This is a genomic window from Treponema sp. (genome assembly GCF_024696245.1).
In the GTDB taxonomy this organism is placed as follows: domain Bacteria; phylum Spirochaetota; class Spirochaetia; order Treponematales; family Treponemataceae; genus Treponema_D.
Map to the genome: position 1 here is coordinate 1 of NZ_JAILGZ010000093.1, position 9,173 is coordinate 9,173.

The 9,173-nt window shown below is 37.4% G+C and carries 9 protein-coding genes; 8 read left to right on the forward strand and 1 reads right to left on the reverse strand.

The genetic code is table 11. The annotated features are described in order from the left end of the window. The coding region (locus K6D58_RS06740) for a family 43 glycosylhydrolase (protein ID WP_296828883.1) at positions 1-608 on the reverse strand (608 nt) is incomplete at its 3' end. Positions 609-756: 148 nt separating this feature from the next. On the opposite strand from K6D58_RS06740, the gene K6D58_RS06745 reads away from it, so the two are divergent. From K6D58_RS06745 to K6D58_RS06780, 8 genes are all read left to right on the forward strand, one after another. Beyond that, complete coding sequence (locus K6D58_RS06745) at positions 757-1,785, forward strand: LacI family DNA-binding transcriptional regulator (protein ID WP_296828884.1); 1,029 nt, start codon at positions 757-759, stop codon at positions 1,783-1,785. Positions 1,786-1,865: 80 nt separating this feature from the next. Beyond that, positions 1,866-3,212, forward strand: coding sequence for a hypothetical protein (locus K6D58_RS06750; protein ID WP_296828886.1), 1,347 nt, complete (start codon positions 1,866-1,868; stop codon positions 3,210-3,212). Between the two features lie 115 nt (positions 3,213-3,327). Then, positions 3,328-4,857, forward strand: coding sequence for a type I restriction-modification system subunit M (locus tag K6D58_RS06755; protein WP_296828888.1), 1,530 nt, complete (start codon positions 3,328-3,330; stop codon positions 4,855-4,857). A gap of 42 nt (positions 4,858-4,899) precedes the next feature. After that, entirely contained in the window at positions 4,900-5,283 is a 384-nt protein-coding gene (locus tag K6D58_RS06760; RefSeq protein ID WP_296828890.1) for a GxxExxY protein, read from the forward strand. 139 nt (positions 5,284-5,422) lie between these two features. Next, a complete protein-coding gene (locus K6D58_RS06765; RefSeq protein WP_296828892.1) occupies positions 5,423-6,187 on the forward strand; it encodes a BRO-N domain-containing protein in 765 nt (254 codons plus the stop codon). A 198-nt stretch (positions 6,188-6,385) separates the two neighbouring features. After that, entirely contained in the window at positions 6,386-7,603 is a 1,218-nt protein-coding gene (locus tag K6D58_RS06770) for a restriction endonuclease subunit S (RefSeq protein WP_296828893.1), read from the forward strand. Then, complete coding sequence (locus K6D58_RS06775) at positions 7,600-8,742, forward strand: DUF3800 domain-containing protein (protein WP_296828894.1); 1,143 nt, start codon at positions 7,600-7,602, stop codon at positions 8,740-8,742. The genes K6D58_RS06770 and K6D58_RS06775 overlap by 4 nt, the downstream gene beginning before the upstream one ends. 26 nt (positions 8,743-8,768) lie before the next feature. Beyond that, positions 8,769-9,173 (forward strand): hypothetical protein (locus tag K6D58_RS06780; protein ID WP_296828896.1); only part of this gene is annotated, 405 nt, incomplete at its 3' end.

Sequence of the window (9,173 nt, forward strand, 5' to 3'; positions counted from 1 at the left end):
TTTGTAAAATCAGCAGGACTTGTTTTTCCGATAAATATGCAGGACCAGCCGTTATTCTTAGCACCATTTACATAAGACTTTCCGTGAAGGGTAAAATCTTCATCCCCCTTAACTTCATCAAAAGGACCATCCTTGTAAACATACTGAGCCCAGGTATAATACCACTGACCATTAACTTCAAAAGCAGTACCGTCCAGATTAAAGCAGGTCATAATATCTTCACTGCCGCCAGGTACATTTGCCTGAATCTTACCCAGAAGAGTCCACTGATCACTTAAAGGATCTGAACCGGAACACTTTGCAACATGGGAACGAACAGACCACACATTTCCCTTTTCTACAGCTGCAGTAAAAAATAAATACCAGGAACCTTCTATAAAATGAATCTCAGGAGCCCACACATGAGGATAAAGATTTTTCATCCAGCCCTGATCTGCAATTCCAATAGTATACTCCTGTGCAGATTCAAGACCTTCAAGAGAAGCTGCCTTTCTGATTATAAGACGATCAAAGGCATGAAAAGTTGCTGTATAATAGAAGAAACCATCACTATGATGGTAAACCCATGGATCTGCCTGATTCAATGTAATCGGATTACTGTATTTCATATAAATTTTCCTGCCTTACCCTTTAAGTTGAATTTATATTTCTTGCGCACAAATGATAAATGCCGTATAATTTGTGAAAAGGATTTCAAAATTTATGAAAAGGGTTTCATAGCGAAATTCATATTATCATATCAAATCAAGGTATACAATGAAAAAAAGTATCACAATCGTTGATATTGCAAAGGAAGCCGGCGTTTCAGTATCTACAGTATCACGAGTTTTAACAGGTAAAGTAAAAGTAAACGAAGAAAAGCGCAGAATTGTTCAGGCTGTAATTGACAAGTATAACTTTCAGCCTAACGCAATGGCCCGTGGTCTCATTAACAGCAAATCAAACCTTATTGGAATCCTTACCGCAGACATCAGAAACCCATACTATTCAACCCTTATTGTAAGTTGTGAACAGGCAGCTACAGAAAGAGGCTATAATCTTCTATTATGTAACTCTTTTAGTGACCGCCTTAATGAATTTTCACTTTTGGACCGCCTCAGTCAGCAGAAAGTTGATGCTATGATTCTTATTGGCGGAGCACCGGACGAAGTTGAAACCGACAAGGAATATGCGGAAAAAATAAATGCCTTACTTGAAGAAACACCTGTAATAATTACCGGAAACCTTAACGGAACTAACTGCAAAAGAGTTAACATTGACGAAAACAGGGCAATGCAGCTGATTATGGATTACATACTTTCCCTTGATGGAATTAAAAGCGTTGCCTTTGCAGGTGGAAGTCGCCGTTATATTTCTAACGTTACCCTTAGAGACTGCTATAAAAATATGCTTGAAAAAAAGGGCCTTAAATACATACCGGAATTTGACGTAGAAAATGAACGCTATGACGAAATCGGCGGCCGTGAAGCAATGGACAAGATTCTTTCTAACGGTAAAGTACCTGATGTAGTAATCGCAGTAAATGACTTTACAGCCGTTGGTATTCTTAAATCAATTCATGAACACAATCTTAGGGTTCCTGAAGACATCAGTGTAGTAAGTTTTGATGATACTTACATCGCTTCCCTTGTTACCCCTCAGCTTACCAGCGTAGGATACAACTACTGGGAATTTGGAGAAAAAATTATTTCTACTGCAATCAAGCTTATTGATAAAAGAGAAGTTCCGGAAGAAATCTTTATTGAACCAAAACTTATCATCAGAAATTCCTGCAAAACTGAATAATTTTTTTCTTTAAAATTATAAAGCTATTACTTTGAAAAATCCTTCATAATGACTTATGTTTAATTATGGAGGATTTTTTTATGAAGAAGATTTTATGTACAGCCCTTCTCTTTACTGCAGCAGCCTCTCTTTTTGCCGACAAGCTTACAATTAAAAACAGCATAGGCAGTGACCTGGATTCTTTAGGTGACTATGATTTTTATACCCGTTCCAATGAAAAAACCTACAGCGGAAGTACATCAGCAGATGGAGAAACAAACACTGACAGCCTTGCCTTTGGAGATGAATTCAAAATTGAATATGAATCAGACAAGCTTGAAGTAAACGCCCGTCTGGAATTCTTATGGACAAATAATGAAAACGCAGACACGGACTTTCTTTTTGTTCCTTCAGGATTTATTTATTTTAAACCCGCCCAGCACTTTTCTATAGCAGCCGGAAATAATTTTTACAAACGCTTTGCAATTCCATCAGCATATCTGGCAGCAGCAGACGACACTACAAAATACGGAAGGCTTCTTACTGATTCCCTGGACCACGAAGAATACTTTGGCTCTGACTCTGCAGCCTTACTCTCTACAGGTTTTGCCGCAGGAATTATCAGCGACTGGAATATGGGTGCCTACAACCAGTATTACCTTAAAGTTGCAGCCACTTCTTCCATGTATCCCGGACAGGATGAATTTGAAAAGGCCTTTGACTTTGGTGCAGACTTTGGACTTACAAACGGCTTTGACATGGGCTTTACAGTTCAGAATGTTACAGAAGACGATTACAAGATGGGATTTTTTGCAGGACTTAATTCTGTCCAGAACCTGATTCTTAATGCAGGCTTCTATTACAACTTTACCCCTTCTGATTATCTTCCGGAAACCTGTGTTGTTGGAAACGATGATAATGACAACGATATTTATAAATTCAAAAAGCAGTCTACTAAGTATGCACTTGGTTTAAGCGGCGGCTATACTTTTGAAAATGCAGGCTTCTCTATTTTTGCAGATGTGATCACCGGTCTTAATGATGAATATATCGGCACAATCAAATATTACGACAGCAACGGAAACTTAATCTCTACAAAGACAACTACAATTAAAAGAGGTTCTACTATTGTAAAGTACAAGAACGGAAAGGCTAAGCGTACTGATAAATTTACAGAAGGTGCAATTCCTTTTTATCATCAGTTAAGGCTGACAAAAACAATTACAGAAAATCTTGAAGCCCAGTTGAGCTTTAAGCTGCGTACTATGTTTGGTGACTCTGATTCTACCTGGACCAGTCTTTATCCAAAGCTGACCGTTACCCTGCCTTCTGAAGCCGGAAAGATTTCTACAGGTATTCGTCTTGAATGGAACGGTGCAAGATACGACGGACTGTCTTCTCTTTCTATTCCGCTTACTTACACTTACAAGTTTAAGAAAAAGTTTTAGTGCTCAGGTTTAACCTGAATCCTGGAACGGCTCCTTTTTTTGGGGGCCGTTTTTTTTTGGAAAAAAAGCAGTATATCTGTTATACTAAGTCATTATTAAAAATAAGGATTACTCTATGGCAAAATCAAAATCCCCAAAATCTAAATCCAACACAGCCACTATCGGTTTTGAACAGCAGATCTGGGATGCAGCCTGCGAGCTTTGGGGTCACATTCCCGCCGCAGATTACAGAAAAATCTTTACAGGACTTATCTTTTTAAAATATATTTCCACAGCCTTTGAAAAAAAATACGCAGAACTTGTAGCAGAAGGAGACGGCTTTGAAGACGATCCGGATGCCTACGAAGCAGAAAACATCTTCTTCGTTCCTCCAGAAGCCCGCTGGTCTCAAATTGCAAAATCAGCCCACACACCGGAAATCGGAACAATCTTAGACAAGGCCATGGCAAGCATAGAAACCGACAACAAAAGCCTCAAGGGTGTCCTTCCAAAAAATTACGCAAGCCCCGAGCTGGACAAACGCGTTCTTGGTAACGTAGTAGACGTATTCACCAACATGGACATGAGCGACACCGAAGCAAGCAAAGACTTACTTGGCCGCACCTACGAATACTGCATCGCCCAGTTTGCATCCTACGAAGGAGTAAAAGGCGGCGAGTTCTACACACCGGCAAGCGTAGTAAAAACAATCGTAAGCATCTTAAAACCAACAGAAGGAAAAAGAGTTTACGACCCATGCTGCGGTTCAGGCGGAATGTTTGTACAATCCGTAAAATTCATTCAGGAACACGCCGGAAACAGAAGCAATATCTCTGTCTTTGGACAGGAAGCCAACGCCGACACCTGGAAAATGGCAAAAATGAACATGGCAATCCGTGGAATCGATGCAAACTTTGGCGAGCACCACGAAGACACCTTCTTCCACGACCTGCACGCCACCCAGAAGTTTGACTTTATCATGGCAAATCCACCATTCAACCTGAGCAACTGGGGACAGGATAAATTACAGAACGACCCCCGCTGGACCTACGGACTCCCACCGGCAGGCAACGCAAACTACGCCTGGATTCAGCACATGATTTACCACCTTGCACCCGGCGGAAAAATCGGTCTGGTTCTTGCAAACGGAGCTCTTTCTACCCAGACCGGAGGCGAAGGCGAAATCCGCAAAAAGATAATCGAAGCTGACCTTGTAGAAGGAATCGTTGCCATGCCAACCCAGCTCTTCTACAGCGTAACAATTCCGGTAACCCTCTGGTTCATCAGCCGCGACAAAAAACAACCTGGCAAAACCTTATTCATAGACGCCCGTAACCTTGGACACATGGTAGACCGCAAGCACCGCGACTTTTCTGAAGAAGATATCGCAAAACTTGCAGACACATTTACCTCTTTCCAAAATGGAACTCTTGAAGATGTAAAAGGATTCTGCGCAGTTGCCACCACAAAACAGGTTGCCGAGCAGGATTACATCCTCACTCCCGGCCGCTACGTTGGAATTGAGGAAGGGCCTGTGGATGATGAGCCTTTTGATGATAAGATGAAACGCCTGACAACAGAACTAAGCGGAATGTTCGCAAAGAGCCATGAGCTCGAAGAAGAGATAAAGAAAAATCTGGAAGGGATTGGGTGGAAGATTAATTAACAAGCGGATTGGTTCGTAGCTAACGCTACTCACGGAGAAAGTATGCTTTTATATGAAGAAGAAACAGGAAAAATTCTTAAAGCTTGCATGAATGTTTTTAATGAACTTGGTAATGGCTTTTTGGAAGCAGTTTACCAGGAAGCTTTGGCAATAGAATTTGAAGAAATGCATATTCCTTATGAAAGAGAAGCTAAAATAAATATTTTTTATAGAGGGAAGAAACTTGATAAAGAGTATTATGCTGATTTTATCTGCTATGACAAAATCATTGTTGAATTAAAGGCAATTTCTAAACTTGTTAACGCCAATAAAGCACAAGTAATAAATTATCTGCATGGAACTAAATTACCAGTGGGATTGCTTGTTAATTTTGGCGAAAGTTCTTTGAAGTGGGAAAGACTTACTTTATTGAAGAATGAAAAATAGGAACAAGCGGATTTGTTCGTAGCTAACGCTTCTCACTTTTTATAGTGAAGGTCGTTAGACCTGAACAAATCCGATTGTTAATGCATAAAAGATTGTATTATGAGACAACACGAATTAGCTGAAATACATAGGAAAGAGCATGGCAGAAAATACACAGATAAAGCTTTTTGATGATAAAAAAGTCCGTACAATTTGGGATGAGGAAGCCGAAGAATGGTATTTTTCGGTGGTGGATGTTTGCAATGTACTTTCAGAATCTGCAGGCAAAGATCCCGGAGCATATTGGCGAAAATTAAAACAACGGTTAAAAGCAGAAGGAAGTGAGGTCGTGACAAATTGTCACGGACTGAAGTTACCAGCAGTGGATGGAAAATCATATAAAACAGATTGTCTTGATGCTCAAGGTATCTTCCGTCTTATTCAATCGATTCCTTCACCAAAAGCCGAGCCTTTTAAAGTCTGGATGGCTCAGGTTGCAAAAGAACGGCTTGATGAGATTCAAGATCCGGAACAGGGAATTCAGCGTGCTTTGCTGGAATACCGCGCATTGGGGTATTCAGAAAACTGGATTAACCAGCGGCTCAAATCAATCGAAATCCGCAAAGATCTTACTGACGAATGGAAAAAACACGGCTTAAAAGAAGGCGTACAGTTTGCTACTCTCACAGATATTATTTATAAAACCTGGGCTGGCAAAACAGCAAAAGAGTATAAGGAATACAAAGGGCTCAAAAAGGAAAACCTGCGCGACAATATGACAAACAAGGAACTTGTTTTAAACATGCTCGCAGAACTTTCCACAAAAGAAATATCGGAAAGCACCAATCCACAGAATTTTGGTGACCATATCCAGAATGCCGTGGATGGCGCCACAAATCGCCAAAAATGCCCGAATGGAACTTGAGCAGAAAACCGGGAAAAAAGTTATTACGCCTTTAAATGCCAGAGACGGAATAGGCTTGACGGCAGACACAAAGGCGTCTGTGCTTTTGGAGAATGAGGAAGAAAAATAAACAAGCGGATTTGTTCGTAGCTAACGCTACTCACTTTTTAAGTTGAAGGTCGTTAGACCTGAACAAATCCGTTTGTTTAGAATAAAGGAATGAAAATGGAAGAGTGGAAAGAATACGAACTTTCAGAACTAATAGATGAAATTTCTATGGGACCTTTTGGTTCAAATATAAAAGTTGAATGCTTTACTGATTCTGGAGTGCCTGTATTAAACGGTAGTAATCTAGTTGGCCTCAAATTAAATGAAGATAAATTTAACTATGTCACAGAAGAAAAAGCAGCATCTTTAGGAAAATCAAATGCTTATCGTAATGATATTGTTATTACCCATCGAGGAACATTAGGTCAGATTGTATATATTCCACAAGATTCTAAATATGAACATTACGTCATTTCACAAAGCCAATTTCGAGTAAAATGTAATCAAAAAGTTTTACCTGAATATCTTGTTTATTATTTCCATACAAGAATAGGTCAACATCAATTATTATCCAATGCTTCTCAAGTCGGAGTACCCGCTCTTGCTCGTCCTACAACAACTTTTCAAAAATTACGTATTGTCCTTCCCCCTCTCGCCAACCAGCAAAAAATCGCCCGGATACTTTCCTCCCTCGACGACAAAATAGAACTGAACAACAAGATAAACGCCAATTTGGAAGAACAAGCCCAGGCCCTCTTCAAAAACTGGTTCGTGGATAAATATGATAAAGATGGAGTTATTGGTGATTATTGCACGGTAAAATCTGGTTTTGCATTTAAAAGTGCATGGTGGCAAGACAAAGGAATAAAAGTAATTCGAATTGGAGATATCGAACAGGGCTGTTTGAGTCTCGAGACTTGTGCACATGTTACAAATGATAAAACTGATATAGCTAAAGATTTTTTAGTACACGGTGGAGATTTGGTTATTGCAATGACTGGTGCCACAATAGGTAAATTTTCTATGATACCAAAGACTCAAGAACCAATACTTGTAAATCAACGAGTTGGAAAATTCTTCTTAGGTGATAATCCTATAGAAAAAGTTCCTTTTATATATTGCACTTTAAAACAAGAAGAAGTCATAACAGAATTTATCAACCGTGGGCAGGGAAGTGCTCAACCAAATATCAGTACAGGAGATATTTTATCAATTCCATGCTGGATACCAAGCGACAATGAAATTGATAATTTCAATAAAACCATACAACCGATGTTTGAAACAATTATTTCAAATCAAGAAGAAAATCGAAAGTTATCTGGCCTTCGAGATTCTTTGCTACCAAAGTTGATGAGTGATGAAATTGAAGTGGGTGAGGTTATAATATGAGAAAAATATATTTTGATGAAGCTGGTTATTCGGGAAATAATTTACTCGATAATTCTCAACCACTATATTGTTATTTGGGAATTGAAGATGTTGACGGAAAATTAAAAGAAAAATTTCTAAACTTGAAAAATCTGCATAGCTATAAAACGGATTTAGAAATAAAAGGGGCAAATCTTTCTAAAAGTGTTAAAGGTCAAAAATTTCTAATTGATTTGTGGAATACGTTTGGAAATGAATGTAAATTTGTTCTTCACGATAAAAAATTCGCATTAGCTTGTAAAATGTTTGAATATGTGTATGAACCTGTTTATTCAAATGTAAATACATTATTTTATCAAATAAATTTTCATAAGTTTATCGCGACCTCTATGTACAATCTTTTTATGAATAGTGACCATTCTGCTGAACAACTGTTTAATGGATTTTATCAATTCATAAAAAACAAGGGCAATGAATCATTAGACAAATATATACAATCTTGTGGAATTGTAGAAACGTCTCCACTTTATTATTTTAGTTTATTTTGCGAAAAGCATAAGACGGAAATAGCTTCTGATATTGATTTTACAGACAAAAGAGAAAAATTTATTTTAGACTTGACTCTTACATCCTTATATAACCTTCTTGGTATTTTTTCAAATGGAAATTCTGAAGCCATGGAAATACATTGTGATAATTCAAAACCTATTGCTAATGACAAAAGTTTCTGGAAAGCATTTGTAGGAAATACAAGAATTGTATACGATACAGTACTTGGTTCTGGAACTCAATTAACATTTAATCTATCACAAGAACCAATTTTGGATGATTCAAAAACTATTATTCAATTACAAGTCGCAGATATGCTTGCATCTTCAGTTTATCAAGCATATTTACATCCAGATTCTGATTTTTCAAAAAAAATAAATGAAATTTCAAAAAATTCTTATGTAGAAGCATATTCCGTTGCACCTGTAGATTTACAAATGGCTTATGATGAACAAGAAAAACAAGTTTTTCATGAGATAATACGATTATTGTCTAGTTCAAAATCTAAAAAACAGAAAATTGAAAAATTAGCGGAGAAATCATACAATTTAAAGTATTATCAATTTTTAAGAAATCAATATATTGCAGAATATATAAAAAGTTTAAATTAATAAAGTAGTATTATAAGGAGACTACAATGAAGAAAGTGGATTTTAATCTAGAAAATTGTTACGGTATTAAAGAATTTAAAGAAACAATAAGCTTTGGTAATAAGAAAACTATTGTAATATATGCTCCAAATGGCACTATGAAAAGTTCATTAGCCAATACGTTTAGGGATATAGCTAATAAAAGAACTCCCTGTGATAGAATTCATAAAAACAGAAAAACAATATGTAAAATTACTGTTGATAATTCGACTATATCCCCAGATTGTATTTTTGTTGCAGATGCAGAAGGTGACTTAAACTCTGAAGAAAAAGTCTCAACTTTTCTTGCAAGTTCAAACCTAAAAAAAGAATATGATGCTATTCATAAAACTTTAGATGAAAATAAAAACAGTTTTCTTTCTAAATTAAAAGAAGTATCTAAATGTAAAGAT

What these genes read in the sequence shown, in the direction of transcription:
- K6D58_RS06745 (WP_296828884.1), top strand. Translation starts at nt 757, where the DNA reads ATGAAAAAAAGTATCACAATCGTTGATATTGCAAAGGAAGCCGGCGTT.
- K6D58_RS06750 (WP_296828886.1), top strand. Translation starts at nt 1,866, where the DNA reads ATGAAGAAGATTTTATGTACAGCCCTTCTCTTTACTGCAGCAGCCTCT.
- K6D58_RS06755 (WP_296828888.1), top strand. Translation starts at nt 3,328, where the DNA reads ATGGCAAAATCAAAATCCCCAAAATCTAAATCCAACACAGCCACTATC.
- K6D58_RS06760 (WP_296828890.1), top strand. Translation starts at nt 4,900, where the DNA reads ATGCTTTTATATGAAGAAGAAACAGGAAAAATTCTTAAAGCTTGCATG.
- K6D58_RS06765 (WP_296828892.1), top strand. Translation starts at nt 5,423, where the DNA reads ATGGCAGAAAATACACAGATAAAGCTTTTTGATGATAAAAAAGTCCGT.
- K6D58_RS06770 (WP_296828893.1), top strand. Translation starts at nt 6,386, where the DNA reads ATGAAAATGGAAGAGTGGAAAGAATACGAACTTTCAGAACTAATAGAT.
- K6D58_RS06775 (WP_296828894.1), top strand. Translation starts at nt 7,600, where the DNA reads ATGAGAAAAATATATTTTGATGAAGCTGGTTATTCGGGAAATAATTTA.